The organism is Kitasatospora sp. NPDC089913 (assembly GCF_044748625.1).
GTDB lineage: Bacteria > Actinomycetota > Actinomycetes > Streptomycetales > Streptomycetaceae > Kitasatospora.
This window is the reverse complement of the sequence record NZ_JBIVGI010000004.1, coordinates 128666-142695: the sequence shown is the minus strand read 5'-3', so window position 1 is coordinate 142695 and position 14030 is coordinate 128666. Positions and strand designations below refer to the sequence as shown.

Annotated in this window: 14 protein-coding genes; 7 read left to right on the top strand and 7 right to left on the bottom strand. The window is 73.6% G+C overall.

The features are described from left to right. Positions 1-94 precede the first annotated feature (94 nt). On the bottom strand, positions 95-1162 hold the full coding sequence (locus ACIPYS_RS08820; RefSeq protein ID WP_400744888.1) for a serine protein kinase RIO: 1068 nt from the start codon (positions 1160-1162) through the stop codon (positions 95-97). Between the two features lie 347 nt (positions 1163-1509). Between ACIPYS_RS08820 and ACIPYS_RS08815 the strand changes: the two genes are divergently transcribed. Both ACIPYS_RS08815 and ACIPYS_RS08810 read left to right on the top strand, forming a co-directional pair. After that, on the top strand, positions 1510-2316 hold the full coding sequence (locus tag ACIPYS_RS08815) for an alpha/beta fold hydrolase (protein ID WP_400744887.1): 807 nt from the start codon (positions 1510-1512) through the stop codon (positions 2314-2316). A gap of 50 nt (positions 2317-2366) precedes the next feature. Further along, entirely contained in the window at positions 2367-3251 is an 885-nt protein-coding gene (locus tag ACIPYS_RS08810) for a DMT family transporter (RefSeq protein WP_400744885.1), read from the top strand. A gap of 604 nt (positions 3252-3855) precedes the next feature. Here the strand turns inward: ACIPYS_RS08810 and ACIPYS_RS08805 are convergent. Beyond that, on the bottom strand, positions 3856-4269 hold the full coding sequence (locus ACIPYS_RS08805) for a hypothetical protein (protein ID WP_400744883.1): 414 nt from the start codon (positions 4267-4269) through the stop codon (positions 3856-3858). Between the two features lie 562 nt (positions 4270-4831). Here ACIPYS_RS08805 and ACIPYS_RS08800 point away from each other — a divergent pair. Then, positions 4832-5497, top strand: a complete 666-nt coding sequence (locus tag ACIPYS_RS08800) for a hypothetical protein (RefSeq protein WP_400744881.1) — start codon at positions 4832-4834, stop codon at positions 5495-5497. Positions 5498-5558: 61 nt separating this feature from the next. On the opposite strand, the gene ACIPYS_RS08795 is transcribed toward ACIPYS_RS08800, so the two are convergent. The 5 genes from ACIPYS_RS08795 to ACIPYS_RS08775 form a co-directional block, all read right to left on the bottom strand. Continuing rightward, positions 5559-6386 (bottom strand): lipase family protein, encoded by an 828-nt coding sequence (locus ACIPYS_RS08795; protein WP_093858387.1) that lies wholly within the window; start codon positions 6384-6386, stop codon positions 5559-5561. A gap of 135 nt (positions 6387-6521) precedes the next feature. Next, positions 6522-6677, bottom strand: a complete 156-nt coding sequence (locus ACIPYS_RS08790; protein WP_159424725.1) for a hypothetical protein — start codon at positions 6675-6677, stop codon at positions 6522-6524. Between the two features lie 227 nt (positions 6678-6904). Further along, a complete protein-coding gene (locus tag ACIPYS_RS08785) occupies positions 6905-7699 on the bottom strand; it encodes a DUF4232 domain-containing protein (RefSeq protein ID WP_400744879.1) in 795 nt (264 codons plus the stop codon). A gap of 324 nt (positions 7700-8023) precedes the next feature. Further along, the gene (locus ACIPYS_RS08780; RefSeq protein WP_400744877.1) at positions 8024-8728 is read right to left on the bottom strand and encodes an alpha/beta fold hydrolase; all 705 of its coding nucleotides are present in this window, start codon (positions 8726-8728) and stop codon (positions 8024-8026) included. Positions 8729-9096: 368 nt separating this feature from the next. Further along, positions 9097-9768, bottom strand: coding sequence for a CGNR zinc finger domain-containing protein (locus ACIPYS_RS08775; RefSeq protein WP_400744875.1), 672 nt, complete (start codon positions 9766-9768; stop codon positions 9097-9099). A 134-nt stretch (positions 9769-9902) separates the two neighbouring features. On the opposite strand from ACIPYS_RS08775, the gene ACIPYS_RS08770 reads away from it, so the two are divergent. The 4 genes from ACIPYS_RS08770 (at position 9903) to ACIPYS_RS08755 (ending at position 13879) form a co-directional block, all read left to right on the top strand. After that, complete coding sequence (locus ACIPYS_RS08770; protein ID WP_400744874.1) at positions 9903-10970, top strand: alcohol dehydrogenase catalytic domain-containing protein; 1068 nt, start codon at positions 9903-9905, stop codon at positions 10968-10970. Between the two features lie 143 nt (positions 10971-11113). After that, entirely contained in the window at positions 11114-12091 is a 978-nt protein-coding gene (locus tag ACIPYS_RS08765; protein ID WP_400744872.1) for an alpha/beta hydrolase, read from the top strand. A 159-nt stretch (positions 12092-12250) separates the two neighbouring features. Then, positions 12251-12979, top strand: a complete 729-nt coding sequence (locus ACIPYS_RS08760; RefSeq protein WP_400744870.1) for a dihydrofolate reductase family protein — start codon at positions 12251-12253, stop codon at positions 12977-12979. Between the two features lie 6 nt (positions 12980-12985). Further along, entirely contained in the window at positions 12986-13879 is an 894-nt protein-coding gene (locus ACIPYS_RS08755; protein WP_093858394.1) for an alpha/beta fold hydrolase, read from the top strand. Positions 13880-14030 lie beyond the last annotated feature (151 nt).

Here is a 14030-nt window from a genome sequence, read left to right as displayed (position 1 = left end):
CGGCGGGGGGGGGGGGCGCGGGGGGGGGGGGGGGGGGCGGGGGGGGGGGGGGGGGGGGGGGGGGGCCCCCCCCCCCCCCCCCCCCCGACGCCCGTCACCCCAGCCGGGCGTCGAACTCCAGGGACTCGACCAGCTCGCCGACCCGCCGTTCCGGCAGGCCCCGGGAGACGAACCAGGCGCCGACGTTGCGCACGTCCCGCTCCAGGAACGAACGGCCACGGGGATTCGCGACGACGTCCACGATCTGCGGCACATCGATGATCACCAGCCGCCCTTCGTGGACCAGGATGTTGTACGCCGAGAGATCCCCGTGCGCGTAGCCGTCGACCGCGAGCAACGACAGGCTCCGCCCCAGCTGCTCCCACAGGTCCTCGACGTCCGCCTCCTCCGCGCGCAGCTGCGCGAGCCGGGGCGCCGCGGCGCCGCTCTCGTCGCCGACGAACTCCATCAGGATCTCCGTGCCCAGGATCTGCACCGGGTAGGGAACGGCCACCCCGGCCGAGTACAGCCGGCACAGCGCGGTGAACTCGGCGCCGGCCCACTGCGCGGCGATGGCCTCCTTGCCGAACGCGGTCCGCTTGGCCATCGCCCGGGCGATCCGGGACTCCTTGTGCCGCCGCCCCTCCAGGTAGCCGGAGTCGCGGTGGAACATCCGGTGCTGGGAGTCGCGGTAGCGCTTGGCCGCCATCAGGGTGCGGCGGTCCGTGCCCGGCACCCCGCGCTCCAGCAGGAACACGTCCGCCTCCTTGCCGGTCTTCACCAGCCCGAATTCGGTGTCCACGGCCGCGAGTTCGGTCACCACCCAGTCGGGGCGCGGCTCGGGCCCCTTCTCGGTGGGGGTGGACCGGTCCCAGGTCGACCAACGGTCGCCCTCGGCCGGGCCGCCGTCGGGGTTGTCGTCGTAGCTGTCGTAGTCGTCGTAACTGTCGTGGCTGTCGCCGTGGTTCTCGTACTCGCCGTCATGGCCGTCGTGGCCGTCGTGCTGCTCGGCGTCGAAGTCGGCGTACTCGTCACCGGCGACGGCGTAGGCCCCGTGGTCGTCGAACCGGAACACGACCTCGGGCTCGTGGTCGTCGAACCGCTCGGAGCGGCGGCCACGACGGGGTGCGCCCTTGGCGCGGATACGGGAGAAGGAATCGGTCTCGGAAAAGCGCTCGCGCACTGCGGTGGCTCCTGGGGAACAGCCCACCGTTGCGCCAGTCGAGAGGCGTCGTCAGCCGGTGGGCGAAAGACGAGAGGAAGAGGCGTATGGCGCGCACACCAAGGCGCGCCGCGACACGGCGGCGACCATCGAAACGCACCTCCTCTGCTTCTCCACGTCGGTCCCCACGCCACGGGAGCCCCGCGGCGCGAACGAGTGAGAGCTTAGCGACTTCCGAGATCGGCGCAACCGAATATTCCCGCCCGCCCGCGCACGGCCCGACATGCCACGCCCGGCCCAAGGTCACCGACCGTTTCGGCGCGGCACGCGACAATGCGGTTCGTCGTACGAGCCCGGAGGGACGAACCATGGTCGGTGCCGCGCAGTTCCACGCCTGGGACGTACGGGAGTCCGGTCCGCCCGACGCCCCGCACCGGGTCCTCCTCCTGCCCGGCGGGATGTGCGGCACGACCTTCTTCGCCGACGTGACGGCCGCCCCCGCACTCGCCGACGCACCGGTCCGGCTGATCGCGGCGACCGTCCCCGGCCACGCCGGCACGATCGCGCCCGTGGACGTGTCGATCGAGAACTACGCGGCGATCACCGGCACCTTCGCGGCCGAACGCGGCTGCACGGCCGTGGTGGGCCACAGCATCGGCGCCAACATCGCGCTGGAGATGGTGGCCGGCGGACACTTCTCCGGGCCGGTGGTACTGCTCTCCCCCACGTTCTCCCGGCCGGACGAGTCCAAGGCGCTCGCGGTCGCCTCGGCACTCGGGCGGGTCCCGGGGCTGGGCGCCCTGGTCTGGCCGGTCATGCTGTGGATGACGCCGAAGATCCTGGCCGAGGGCTTCCCGGAACGGCGCCGGGCGGAGCTCGTCGCCGATCTGAAGCGCAACTCCCCGTCGTTCTGCAACCGCGCCATCGCCGAGTACTTCGCCTACCTCGACCGGCACGGCAACCTCGTCCCCCGGCTGTGCGAGTCCGGTGCCCGCGCCTGGGTGGTGCGCGGCGACCGGGACGAGGTCGGGCTCACCGACACCGAGCGCGCCGCCCTCGAGGCCTGCCCCTCCGCCACCCTGGTGGAGGTCCCCGACAGCGGGCACATGGTGATGGTGGAGCAGCCCGAGGCGGTGGCCCGCCTGGTCGCCGACGTCGTGCTCGGCGGCGGCTGAGGCCGTTATTTCGGTGCGGGCCGAAACCTCGGCACCATAGGTTCTCCCTCATGAGCATCTCAGCGGCGGGCGTGGCCCCGAGGGACGGCAAGGCACTGGCGGCGGCCTCGACGACGGTGGTGCTGTGGGCATCCGCCTTCGTGGCGATCCGCAGCGCGAACGGACACTTCGGCCCCGGATCCCTGGCGCTCGGCCGCCTGCTGGTGGGCACGGTCGCCCTGCTCGGCCTGCTGGCCTACCGCCGGGAGGGCCTGCCCCCGCGCGCCGCCTGGCCGGGCATCGCCGTCTCGGGCCTGCTCTGGTTCGGCCTCTACATGGTCGCCCTGAACTGGGGCGAGAAGGAGGTCGAGGCGGGCACGGCGGCGATGCTGATCGGCATCGGCCCGGTCCTGATCGCCCTGCTGGGCGGCTGGCTGCTGCGCGAGGGCCTCCCGTCCAAGCTGCTCGCCGGGATGGCCGTCTCCCTGACCGGCGTGATCGTCGTCGGCCTCTCCATGTCGGGCGGCGAGGGCAGCTCGGTGACCGGCATCGGCCTGTGCCTGCTCGCGGCCGTCGCCTACGCGGCGGGCGTGGTCGCCCAGAAGCCCGCCCTGCGGCACGCCACCGCCCTCCAGGTGACGACCTTCGGCTGCCTGATCGGCGCCGTCGCCTGCCTCCCGTTCGCCCCCCAGCTGGTCTCGGACCTCTCCGCCGCCCCCCTGTCCTCCACCCTCGACGTGGTCTACCTCGGCCTGTTCCCCACCGCCCTGGCCTTCACCACCTGGGCCTACGCCCTCTCCCGCACCACCGCTGCCCGCATGGGCGCCACCACCTACTCCGTCCCCGCCCTCGTCGTCGCCATGGCCTGGCTCCTCCTCGGCGAAACCCCCGCTCTCCTCACCCTCGCCGGCGGCGCCCTCTGCCTCGCCGGCGTCGCCGTCACCCGCCGCACCTGACCGGGCCCACCTCAACCAGCCGTCACTTACCCACCGATGAGCCGCTCCCACAACGGTGTCTCCCCGGAGGGGGCGAACACCGGCCTTCCCTGTCGCGATCAACAGCACCGCGGCAATCGCCGACTCCATCGGCTTTCCTCGAACGAGAAGTCGGGCCGCGTCGTCGCGAACAGTGGTTCGCGACGACGCGGCCCGACGGCGGGCGCCTCGACTGCGGCCGTTCCGTTGCCGGCACACTCGTCGAGTGGGCCGGGACCCCCGTACGGCGGCCGGTTCGTCCCGCGTTCCACCGGGTGGGGCCGGAGGTCGCGCAGGGGTTCGCCGCAGGCGCTGTCTGTCGCTCGCCGTCCCCCGGCGGCGGCGGGTGTTGATGTGTCACAGCCCGGCCGTGCCGTTCCCGGTCAGTGGGCGACCCGGGTGCTGGTCAGGGACGGCGCGGCCTAGGGGTTGTCTGACAATTCGCGTCGCATCAGCGCGCGGCGTTGGGCGCCCGGCTGGGCGTGCCGCCGGAGCGTCCTCGTACTGGACGTACTTGGACGATTCGGCGGTGCGTCCAGGCGGGATGCCCGGCGTCGCGCGCGCGGCGGGAATTGTCAGACAACCCCTAGTAACCGCAGAAGGGGAGGCGGCTCTTGGCGGCGCCGTAGTCCACGTATGCCGCGTAGGTCCACCCGTACACGCTCTGCTGCCATCCGGCGTCGTTGTGGTACTCGCGGTAGGTGTGGTACCAGAGGCTTCCGGAGCCGATGTCCTGGCCCCAGTCGCTCCAGCAGTCGACGTCGATCCCGTCGTGCGAGGACGGGAAGAGGTCCGCCGCGACCTTGGCGCTGTTCACGTTGTAGTACCCGTACACACCGACACCGTGACTGGTGCTCAGCCGGATTCCCACCGACGCGAGGGTGGTCTGCGAGGTGGCGGCGCGCGGAGCCGCTCCCGCCGGGGCGGCGGCCACCACTCCGCCCGTGGCCACGGCGCCGAGCAGCGCCAGGGTCGCGGTCAGCTTCCTGCCGATGAACATGGTGATTTCCTCCTGCGGGCCGGACGGCGGGTGCCGGGACGGTCCCTGGTCGCGCCCTGCCGTTGTCCCCCATCCTCGGCGCCCCGGAGCGGGACCTCCATGACGGCAGGTTGACGTTCTCCTGGCGTTCCGGGCGCCGGGTCGGGTGCCGACGGACGGCTCGTCCGACCGGTCGGGCGCTGATCGGTTCGGTCCCCCGCGGAGTGGCCCCGGTGGTGGAGGAGTGCTGACGGTGCCGCAGTCGGGGTTCGTGGTGGGTGCTGCGGATTTCCGCTCCCGGGAAGCGGCCGGCTTCGTCTCCGAGGACGACGCGGTGCCCGCGCCGGTGGAGTGGAGCGTGCGACCGACACCCGTATGCGGCGCGAGGTGGTGGGCCAGGTGCTCGACCACGCCGCCGACGGTCGCGGCGGCACTGCTCTTGTCGCCGGGCGGCCCGCGCCTGCACGCTGGATCGGGACAACAGGTCTGCGAGCGGGCGGGGTTCGACGAGCCGGGGGTGGGCGTGGCGGCAGGGGCGGAGGGGCGCAGAGTGCCACTACGGGGCCGGATCATGCTGCGCGGCGTGACCGCGACAGGCCTCGCCGCGCTCATGACGGGCGTGGTCGCCGGCGTGGGGTGGCTGTCGATGTGGATGGTCTACCACTGGGCCCACCTCCATGTGATCGGCATCGTTGTCATGCTGGCGGGTGCGGCGGCCCTCCTTCTCGGGGCGGCGGCCGGCGTGGCCTACCACCCCGCGTGGTGGAGGGTGTCAGCGGCGTCGTTGGCCGTGTTCGCGGTCGGCTGGCTGGTCTTCGAGGAGTACTGCGTGTCGATGGCCGACCAACAGGCGCTCCACGACCGGGGCACGACCGTGCCCGCCGTGGTCGTCAAGGTGCGGAAGGGCGACCAGAACTCCTCCACCACCGTCGAGGTACGCCTTCCCGACGGCAGTCGCCACGGGAACGTGGAGCTGGGTGACTGGACGCCGCGGACCGGCGAGCAGACCGTCGTCACCGTGGACCCGTCGGGAGCGGCCCGGTCCCGCCTGGGCCCGCCTCCCGGGCCGCCCGACGCCACCGCGCGCAACGCCGGCCTGGCCATTGTCGCGGTGGGCTCGCTCGGCCTGGGCGCGCATCTCACCGGCTTGCTCGAAACCGCCCCGCTCCGGAAGTCCCGTCCGCCCGAGGACGCGACTCCCGCCGGACACCGGCGGCGACCCCGGTGGCGACGCCTGTGGCCGGGGTGACAGGCGTACCCGGCGGCGAGCCGCAGGCGTCGTCCGGCACTCGGCGCTCGGCATTCCGCCCTCAGCCCGATGCGGCGAGGCTCTTCTCGAACGCGGCCAGGTAGTTGGGCAGGTGGTGGTCCCTGACGGCGTCCGTCTCCGGGGCCAGCAGGTCGGTCGCGAAGCCCTTGGCCCGGTCCTTCAGCCCCGCCACGAGCGGCATGGACTCGTGGAGGTGACCGCCCGCGTCGAAGTAGCGCAGCGTGTCGACGTGGGTGAAGAACGGACCGGGCGGCAGGTGGGGCACGATGTCGTTGTTGTTGACGAAGCGGTAGCAGCGCTGCCGGAAGGCCGTGTTGTGGGCGGCGGCGAGCTGGCGCTCGCACGTCCGGGGCTGGCCGAAGGTGTAGATGCCGTCCGGCAGGAGCCGCGGCTCCTCGAAGTAGAACCTGCTGCCGGCCAGCATCGCGAGGGCGCCGCCGAGACTGTGCCCGGTGAACCAGATGCTCTGGTTCCCGGTACGCAGTTCCTTCACGGTGTCGCGGATCCCGGGGTAGACGGACTGCAGGGCCTGGTGGAAGCCGTAGTGCACGAAGCCCTTGTTCGCCGGTCCGGGGACCGGCGGGGTGTTCACGTCGGTGAGCCAGTCGTAGATCTTGAGCACCTCGGTGCCGCGGAACCCGACGACGATCATGCGGTCACCGGCCATGACGTAGGCCTGGGTGTCCTCGATCGGGAACGGCATGGCGTGCTTGGACTCGAAGTGCCTGACCTCCTGGAAGCCCCAGGCCCGCGCCTGCTCCTCGATGGCCTCGCGTTCCAGCGGCGCCAGGCCCGCCGCGCGCGCCATCCAGTAGGCGTGCTGCAGGGAGTAGCGGGTCGTCGAGTGGTCCAGCGCGGGAACGGCCATCGGTGTCCTCCGGGAGAGCCTGGGCGGGAACACCCAGCACCATAGGCCCGTGGACGAACGACCCGCCCCGGGACACGCCCTGCCCGGGACTCTTGCCCCGAGCCGCTTGCCCCTGCTCCTCGCCCGGGACTCCGGCTACCTGCCGCGCTTCCGCGCTTCCTTCATCAGCTTCGTCTGCTTCCGCAGTTCCTTGACGGTCCGCCTGGTGTTCCTGGCGATCCGTTCCTTGTCGCTGCGGAAGTCGACCAGGCCGAACGTGCCCATCGAGGTGAGCTTGCGGAAGACGCCCATGCCGCTCCTTTGGGTCCGTGTCCGTCGTCAGTGCGTCCGGGTGAACGAACCTACCAACCGGGCCCGGGCCGGGGCAGGCAGCGCGGCGGACAGGCCGGCAGACCCACGGCTCGTACGGGCGGCCGGTCGTTCAGGTGGGGTTCCCGTCCGGGAGCCGGGCCGGCTTCCGGCTGGTCCCGCTGCTCTCCCGCGTCGAGGCCGTCCCGCTCGGCTGAGCGCGACGACCGCTACGCCTGCTTCTGGTCCGCGGTGGCGGCGCTGGCGACCGCGTCGGCGACGGTGGCCCGGTAGAGGCCCAGCCTGGGCGCCCGCACCTTCGCGCCGGAGCCGAGCGGGAAGTTCCGGGCCTCGGCGGTCGGCATGTGGTCGCCGTCGGCCACCACGTTCAGCTCGTCGACCCCGCTCGCGGACGCGGCCGTTCCGCCACCGGGGTTGAGGTCGATCACGGCGAACGCCGTCCTGCCCGCGCCGACCGGGTAGGCGGGCGGGCCGCCCAGCCCGCCCGGGACCAGCGGCCGGATGTCCTTGCCACGGTCGGCGGCGTGCGAGTCGCCCACGCTGACCAGCGGGAAGTAGCTCAGGCCGCAGGAGCGCGCGCCCTGGTTGCGGACCTCGATCACCCGCTGGCTCGGCGCCTCGGGGCGGGTGGTCACCCGTATCGCCAGGTCCTTGGCGTCACAGGGGTGGGTGTAGGCATAGGAATCATCGGCACCTCCGCCGCCGGGCGCGGCCGTCGCACCGGAGGGCGTCGTCGCCGTGGGCACCGTCGGCGCTGTGGGCACCGTGGTCTTCGGCGGTGCGGCCGGAGCGCCGGTCGGAGCAGCGGTCGCGCCACCGGCCGGAACGCCGGTCGGAGCAGCGGTCGCGCCACCGGTCGGAGCGCCGGTCGGGCCCGCCGTCGGCGTCCCGGTCGCGGCCTGCGCCGGCCCCGGACCGGTGGGGTCGTCGGGTCCGCAGCCGCTCGCCGCGAGGAGGACGCCGACGAGCGCGGCCGGAACGAGCAGAGTGCGGCGAGCCGACATGGCAGATCCCCCGGGGACGACGTACGGATGTGCGGGATCGCCCGGCAGCACCGTCGGAACCCCGCCGGACAGTACTGCGGCCCACTCCCGGCTCCGCCCGACGCCCCTGCGCTCCCGATCCGGCCCGCACCTGGCCGACGTCACCCCTCCTGACCTGCGGGAACGCTTCACCTCGACGCCACCGGACGGGTTCTCCCGACCCGGCCCGCCCTGCCGCGCTGCCCGTCCGCCCCCACCGTTCTGCCCCTCCCGCGCTCCGGAACTGCCCGCACGGCACCCGGCCGTCGGTAGCGGAAGGGACAAGGCCCCTGGACGGCGCGCTCGTTACCGCGCGCCGTGCCAGGCGGCGGTGGCGGCGATGACGGTCCGGGCCAGCGCCGCAGGCTGCTCGCGGGCGATGAGGTGTCCGGCGTCGCGGACGGGCAGGACCGTGGTGTGCGGAGCCAGCCGCAGCAACTCGTCGATGTCCTCGGCGCCGACCGACGATCCGGTACCACCGTGGACGAGCAGGACGGGCAGGTCTAGCTCCGCGGTGACCTGCCGGAGCACGGGCACATGGGCGAGGATGTCCTCGACGAGTTCCGCGTATGCGCCGGCCAGGCCGCCGGCGGCGAGGAAGGCGCGGACCCGGGGGGCGTCGAGACAGGGGACGACGTCGACCAGTACCAGCCCTGCCACCCTCGCTCGCACGGCCGGATCGGTGAGGGCGGCCACGGCGGCGAGTCCGCCCAGCGAAGCGCCGACGACCACGCAGCCCGACGGCTCGCCGCACACCACGGCGGCGACGTCCTCCGCGCACGCCGCCAGCGTTCGGGCGTCGCCGTCGCTGTCACCATGACCTCGCTGGTCGAAGGCCACGCAGCGGAATCCGGCGTCGACGAGGGCCTCGCTGACCGGCGCCCACACGTGACGGCGTTCGCCGCCGGCGTGGAGCAGGACGTAGGTCGGTCCGGCACCGACCTCCTCGCCACGCAGGACCGCGTCGGGGCGGGCGATCCACCGCGTTCGCGGGACGGCAGCGCCCGTCATGGGACTTTCACCCTGCCCCCTCTCACCGCGCACGGAAGGAACGAGCACCGCCGACGGCGGGTGGGCTCCCCCCGAACCGAACGTGACGTCCCGCACCGCCGGAAGGCCGCACGCCGAAACCGTACACCTGGTTCCACGCCCGCTGAAGGCCCCCGCACCACCCGGCAGGGCGGCGCTCCTCCGCAGGTTCGGCCGCCGGGCCGACGATCCGCGGGACGCGCTGATCCTGTGCCGTTCGGTCGGGTTCCGCATCGGGCGGAGCCGCACCGCCGCCCGCCGCCCGGTGACCGGTGGCCGGGACCCGCCGCCCGGTGACCGGTGGCCGGGACCCGCCACCCGGGACCCGGGACCCGGGAGCCGGGAGCGCCTCACTGGGCCGGTGACTGCCGCCTCGCGCGGTAGGCGCGCTTCTTGGCGAGGGCGCCGCAGGTCTTCATGGAGCACCAACGGCGGGCGCTGGCACGGGAGGTGTCGACGAAGGGGACTGCGCAGTCGGGGTTCCCGCACAGGCGGACGTGGGCGCGGTGCTCGGAGGCGCAGAGGGAGATCAGGTCCCGGGCGACCATGGAGAGCACCGCTGTGATCCCGTCGCCGTGCCAGCGCACGGTGCCGGCGTCCGGGGCGAGTTCGGGCATCGAGGGCGGCTCGGCGGCGGCGCGGTTGACCAGCGCGATGTCCTCCGGGGCGGGCGGGACGGCCTCCGCCAGTGCCCGGCCGGTCCGGTGGATCGCCTCGCGGAGGTGTCGGGCCCGATCGAGGTCGGCCCCGGTGCAGGGCGGTGCGGCCGTGGTGCAGGCGCTCTCCACCGCCCAGCGGCTCAAGTCCTCGGGCCGGAGCAGCCGTTCGAAGGGCGTGCCGGTGCCGCGGTCGGCCAGGGTGCCGGCGAAGGCGAAGCACAGCCGCGCGTCGTCGAAGCGGAAGTCGCTCTTGGCGCGTTGACGTCCCTCCCGGGTTCCGTCCGCAGCGCCTGTTCCACCTGCACTGCCCGCACTTCCCGCGCCGGCCGGGGACGGGGTCGGGTCCTTGGGTTCGCCTTCCATGTCCACCACTCTATGCGGTTGACATCGTTCCGAACAAGCGTCTACGTTCCAGGTCCACCACTTGAACCGGTGGACTTTGCGTGGCGGTCTCCCGCTTCACGCGTCTTCACCCCCCAGTACGAGGAGGTGGCGCCGTGCGCGCCGCAGTCATCGAGGAACTCCACCGGCCGCTCGTCCTCCGCGATGTGCCCGACCCCGTCTGCCCGCCGGACGGAGCGATCGTGAAGGTCGGGGCGAACGGCATCTGCCGGACCGACTGGGCGCTGTGGGCCGGGCAGTTCTGGACCGGCGGACCGCGGGTGGAGGCCCCGTTCGTGCTCGGCCACGAGTTCGCCGGCACCGTCGTGGAGGTCGGCCGCGACGTCCGGGGGTGGAAGGAGGGCGCTCGTGTCATCTTCCCGATGAACCCCGGCGAGGGCTCCTGCGAACCGTGCCGCAGTGGCAACCAGCACGTCTGCGACCATGTCGACGCGCTGGTGCCCGGGGTCTCGTACTGGGGCGCCTTCGCCGAGTACGTGATGGTCCGCTTCGCCGACGTCAACCTGGTCGAGGTGCCCGAGGGGGTCGGCTTCACCGACGTCGCCGCGCTGGCCTGCCGCTACATGACGGCCTTCCACGGGGTCGTCGACCAGGCCCGGGTCCGCGGCGGCGAGTGGGTCGCGGTGTACGGCGCCGGGGGCGGCACGGGCCTGTCGACGGTGGAGATCGCCGCGGCGACGGGTGCCAACGTCATCGCGATCGACATCACGGACGACAAGCTGGACGCCGCCCGCGCGCTCGGCGCGGTCCACACCGTGAACGCCGCCGCGACCGACCCCGTCGAGGCCGTGAAGACCCTCACCGGCGGCGGCGCCCAGGTGTCGGTCGACGCCGTCGGCATCGCCGCCGCCTGCCGCAACTCCGTACTCTCCCTGCGCACCCGCGGCCGCCACCTCCAGCTCGGGCACACCACCGCCGCCGAACAGGGCGACGTCGCCCTGCCGATCGACGTCATGATGGTCAAGGAGCTGGAGTTCGTGAGCGCTTTCGGCATGCAGGGCCAGCGCTTCGGCACCATGTTGAACATGATCGCCGCCAGCCGGCTCGCCCCCGGCCGGATCGTCTCGCGCACCGTCGGCCTCCACGAGGCGAGCGAGGTCCTGGAGTCCCTGGAGACGTACGGACCGACCGGTGTCGTCGTCATCGACTCGTTCAGCGCCTGAATCCGTCGCTCCCGACGAGCTCCCACTCCCCGAAAGCAGTCACGACCATGGCCGATCCCCGCACGTATGACAGCTGCACCCACGATTCCCGTCGGCCCGATGCCCCTCGGCCCGATTCCCGTCGGCCCGATTCCCGTCGGCGGATGGACCAGGAGCTGAGCCTGGCCCTCGACGCGGTCCCGATGACCCCCAACGGAGCGTTCGACCTGACCGACCTGGCCACGACGCGCGCGGCCTTCCGCGCCCAGGCCGAGGCCGCCGCCGACAGCTCGCCCGCCGACCCGTCGGTCACCGTCGAGGAACACCTCGCGAGCCGGGCGGACCGGGCGCACGGCCCCGACGTGCCGGTGGCCGTCCGCCTGCTGCGCCCCACCACCGCGCCCGGGCCCCTGCCGGTCCTGCTCTGGTTCCACGGCGGCGGTCAGGTGCTCGGCTTCGCCGCCCAGGACGAGCCGTGGCTGACCAGGCTGGCGGCGGCCCTCGGCTGCGTCGTCGCCGCGGTCGACTACCGGCTCGCCCCGGAGACGCCCGCCCCCGGCGCCGCCGAGGACGGTTTCACCGCCTACCAGTGGCTCTGCCGCGAGGCCGACGCCCTGGGCCTGGACGGCGCCCGCATCGGCATCGCCGGCCAGAGCGGGGGCGGCGGGATCGCGGCCGCCACGGCCCTCCTGGTCCGCGACCGCGGCGGCGCGGCACCGCTGTTCCAGTCGCTGACGTATCCCATGCTCGACGACCGCAACCGGACCGCGTCGAGTCACGAGATCACCGACATCGGTATCTGGGACCGTTCGACCAACCTGCTGGCCTGGCAGGCGATCCTGGGCGACCGCACCGGCACCGAGGACGTGTGCCCGTACTCGGCCCCCTCCCGCGCCGACGACCTCGCCGACCTGCCGCCCACCTTCATCACCGTCGGTGACCTCGACTGCTTCCGGGACGAGGACCTCGACTACGCCACCCGCCTGCGGGCCCAGGGCGTCCCGGTCGAGCTCCACCTCTACCCCGGTGCCTACCACGCGTTCGACCTCATCGCTCCCGACTCCCGGCTGGCCACAGCCTTCCACCGGACCTGGTTCGACTACCTCGCCCGCCAGTTCGCCGCCGTACCGGTCCCGGGCTGACACCGGTGGCGGCGGTCCGGTCGGCCGCGCCGAGCTGTGCGCGGCCGGCCGGCCCGCGGGTGCGGAAAATCGACCACCGGCGTGGCGATGAGTTTTCCGGTCCCGGCCGGTCTACATCTCGAAGGGACAACCGCACCGCACACACCGGGAGTACGGACCATGGGAATCGTCCAGATCGAACTGTTCGCCACCCTCGACCTCGTCGCGCAGGCGCCCGGCGGACCGGACGAGGACCCGGTCGGGTTCCCGTTCGGGGGCTGGCAGGCGCCCCTGCTGAACGAGGTCACCGGGGCGCAGATCGTCGCCGCGTACGAGGGCACGGACGCCCTGCTGCTCGGCCGGCGGACGTACGACATCTTCGCCGCGTACTGGCCGCACCAGAAGGACGGCGAGATCGCCGAGCTGTTCAACCGCGTCCCGAAGTACGTGGCCTCCCGCGGCACGCCGGACCTCCCCTGGGACGGCTCCACGCAGCTCGGCCCGGACCTGGCCGCCGCCGTGCGCGAGATCCGTGACCGGCACGAGAACGTGAAGGTCGTCGGCAGCCTCGACCTGGTGCAGACGCTGCTGCGGGAGCGGCTGTTCGACCGCCTCGACCTCTGGGTGCACCCGATCGTGCTCGGCGTCGGGAAGAAGGTGTTCGACGGCGGCGCCGTTCCCACCAACCTCGCCCTCCTCGAGCCGCCGGTCGCCGGACCGGAGGGCACCGTCTACCTGCGCTACGCCCGCACCGACGGCACCCCGGCGACGGGCGACATGAGCGCGCCGGACCGGGGGCTGGGGCGCGACGGCGACAACGGCAGCGGCAACGACGGTGGCAGCGGAAACGGCAACGGCAGCGGCAACGACGGTGGCAGCGGCACCGGCGGCACCAGCAACGGCCGGTGACCTGAGATGGCCACCGTCGCCGTCAACGGCACCGTCCTCGGCATCGAGTCCTTCGGCGACCACGACGCGCCGCTCCTCCTGCTCGCGGGCGGGCCGACCATGCTCTCCTGGCCCGACGCGCTCTGCGAACGCCTCGCCGCCGGCGGGCGCCGCGTGGTGCGCTACGACCTGCGCGACAGCGGCGAGTCGGCGACGGTGGACCCGCAGGCGCCCGCCTACACCCTGCGCGACCTGGCCGCCGACGCCGCCGCCCTCGCCCGCGCCCTGGGCGCGGCGCCCGCGCACCTCGCGGGGAACGGCGTCGGCGGGATGGTCGCCCAGGTCGCCGCCCTCGACCACCCCGACGCGTTCTCCGCCCTCACCCTGGCCGGCACCCGCGCCGTCGCCCCCGGTCCTCCCGACGACGACCTCCCCGACCACGACCGGGCGACCATGGGCCGATTGTTCGCCCGCCCAATGCCGGACTGGACCGACCGGGAGGCGGTCGCGGAGTTCGCCGCCACCGGCGCGAGCATCCGCGGCGACGACCCCGCCGCCGCCCGCGCCACCGCCGCCCGCATCTGGGACCGCACCCCGGGCAGCGACCCGGCGGTCCACCTCGCCAACCAGCTGGGCACGGTCTTCGCCCGCCTCGACTGCCGACCCCGCTGGCGCGAGCGCCTGCCCACGCTCGACCTCCCCACCCTGGTCGTCCACGGCCGCCACGACCCGCTCTTCCCCCTCGGCAACGGCGCGGCCCTCGCCCACGAGATCCCGGACGCCCGACTGCTCGTCCTCGACCACGCCGCGATCGCGATCCCCGACGCGGCGGTCGACGAGGTCGCCGCCGCGATGCTCGCCCTCGAACGGACACTCCCGTCCGGACGGCGGCTCGGGACGGGCGGGCGGCGCACGGGCTGACGGGCCGGTTCTCCGGCGCCCGCTATCGGCGCCGCCGCGGACCGCGGCGGCGCCGACCTGCTCAAGGTGTCAGGTCGCAAACGGGGGGTGGAGCGGGGAAGGGCCCGGGCCGGGGACCCGCCGGACGGCTGTGGTGATCGACACCGGCCCC

What these genes read in the sequence shown, in the direction of transcription:
- ACIPYS_RS08815 (WP_400744887.1), top strand. Translation starts at nt 1,510, where the DNA reads ATGGTCGGTGCCGCGCAGTTCCACGCCTGGGACGTACGGGAGTCCGGT.
- ACIPYS_RS08810 (WP_400744885.1), top strand. Translation starts at nt 2,367, where the DNA reads ATGAGCATCTCAGCGGCGGGCGTGGCCCCGAGGGACGGCAAGGCACTG.
- ACIPYS_RS08805 (WP_400744883.1), bottom strand. Translation starts at nt 4,269, where the DNA reads ATGTTCATCGGCAGGAAGCTGACCGCGACCCTGGCGCTGCTCGGCGCC.
- ACIPYS_RS08795 (WP_093858387.1), bottom strand. Translation starts at nt 6,386, where the DNA reads ATGGCCGTTCCCGCGCTGGACCACTCGACGACCCGCTACTCCCTGCAG.
- ACIPYS_RS08790 (WP_159424725.1), bottom strand. Translation starts at nt 6,677, where the DNA reads ATGGGCGTCTTCCGCAAGCTCACCTCGATGGGCACGTTCGGCCTGGTC.
- ACIPYS_RS08785 (WP_400744879.1), bottom strand. Translation starts at nt 7,699, where the DNA reads ATGTCGGCTCGCCGCACTCTGCTCGTTCCGGCCGCGCTCGTCGGCGTC.
- ACIPYS_RS08780 (WP_400744877.1), bottom strand. Translation starts at nt 8,728, where the DNA reads ATGACGGGCGCTGCCGTCCCGCGAACGCGGTGGATCGCCCGCCCCGAC.
- ACIPYS_RS08775 (WP_400744875.1), bottom strand. Translation starts at nt 9,768, where the DNA reads ATGGAAGGCGAACCCAAGGACCCGACCCCGTCCCCGGCCGGCGCGGGA.
- ACIPYS_RS08765 (WP_400744872.1), top strand. Translation starts at nt 11,114, where the DNA reads ATGGACCAGGAGCTGAGCCTGGCCCTCGACGCGGTCCCGATGACCCCC.
- ACIPYS_RS08760 (WP_400744870.1), top strand. Translation starts at nt 12,251, where the DNA reads ATGGGAATCGTCCAGATCGAACTGTTCGCCACCCTCGACCTCGTCGCG.
- ACIPYS_RS08755 (WP_093858394.1), top strand. Translation starts at nt 12,986, where the DNA reads ATGGCCACCGTCGCCGTCAACGGCACCGTCCTCGGCATCGAGTCCTTC.